Here is a 1,446-nt window from a genome sequence, read left to right as displayed (position 1 = left end):
GGCTCTTCACAGTTGGGGGTGTAGGGGCTCTGGGCGGGTGAGGGCTGGGACGGGGGCGTGAAGAAGGGCCCTGGGTTGGAAGATGGAGGTTCTCTACGCCGTCATCGCCAAGCCCAAGGCCCGTATGTCCCAGCTTACGTCACCCCTGTCCGCTCCGTCTCTGGACGAGTTCTGCCGCCTCGACCGGCTCGGCCTGACCGTGGTCGGCCAGCAGGTTGCTCCCGACCACACCGTTCTGGTCTGCCACGTCGTCGCGCCCGGTGACCTGTGTCCGGCCTGCGGCCGGCGCGGGGACCCGCGTGACTCGGTGACTCGGCGGTTGGCTCATGTTCCGTTCGGGTGGTGGCCGACCATCCTGGAGGTTCGGGTGCGCCGCTACCGCTGCTCGGAGTGCGCGAAGGTGTGGCGCCAGGACATGCGGGGTGCGGCGGCGCCGCGTTCGAGGCTGAGTCGTGACGCGGTGACGTGGGCGTTGCGGGCCCTGGTGATCGACAGGATGTCGGTCGCTCGGATCGCCCAAGCACTGGGGGTGGCGTGGAACACGGCGAACAAGGCCGTCCTGGCTGCCGGCCGGGCGTTGCTGATCGCCGACCCGACGCGTCTGGACGGTGTCGAGGTCATTGGGGTCGATGAGCACGTGTGGCGCCACACCCGCCACGGTGACCGCTATGTCACTGTGATCATCGACCTGACCCCCATCCGGGACAAGAGCGGCCCGGCCAGGCTGCTCGACTTGGTCGAGGGCCGGTCGAAGAAGGTCTTCAAGTCCTGGCTCGCCGCCCAGACCAAGGCGTTCCGGGCCGGGGTTCAGGTGGTGGCGATGGACGGGTTTACCGGCTTCAAGAGCGCCGCGGTCGAGGAGCTGCCCGACGCGGTCGAGGTGATGGATCCGTTTCATGTTGTCGCTCTTGCCGCCGAGAAGCTCGACCTGACGAGACAGCGGATCCAGCAGGCCACCCGCGGCCACCGGGGCCGGACCGGTGACCCGCTCTACGGCATCCGCCGGGCGTTGCACACCAGCGCCGGTCTGCTCACCGACAAGCAACGAGCCCGGATCGGCGCGGTCTTCGCCGACGACGCCCACATCGAGGTCGAGGCCACCTGGGGTGTCTACCAGCGGATCATCGACGCCTACCGGCAGCCGTCACGGGCCGAGGGCAAGAACATGTTGGATGCGCTGATCGCCTCGATCTCCAGCGGGGTCCCGAAGGTGCTGGGTGAGGTGATCACGCTGGGACGGACACTGAAACGCCGCCGCACCGACGTCCTGGCCTACTTCGACCACCCCGGAACCTCGAACGGTCCCACCGAGGCGATCAATGGCCGGCTGGAACACCTCCGCGGCACCGCCCTCGGCTTCCGGAACCTGGTCCACTACCGGCTACGAGCACTCCTGGACACCGGCGGATTCAGACCCCGACTCCACTCTCTTCTGTGAAGAGCCCG

General features: G+C 68.1%; 1 protein-coding gene. It reads left to right on the top strand.

Features of this window, described 5'->3' with window-relative positions; genetic code table 11:
* The first annotated feature begins 124 nt into the window (after positions 1-124).
* A complete protein-coding gene (locus GA0111570_RS17180; protein ID WP_092613880.1) occupies positions 125-1,438 on the top strand; it encodes an ISL3 family transposase in 1,314 nt (437 codons plus the stop codon).
* Positions 1,439-1,446: the final 8 nt, after the last annotated feature.

The sequence above is a fragment of the Raineyella antarctica genome (genome assembly GCF_900092135.1).
In the GTDB taxonomy this organism is placed as follows: domain Bacteria; phylum Actinomycetota; class Actinomycetes; order Propionibacteriales; family Propionibacteriaceae; genus Raineyella; species Raineyella antarctica.
Note: the sequence above shows the minus strand (reverse complement) of the source record. Positions and strands in the feature narration are given on the sequence as shown.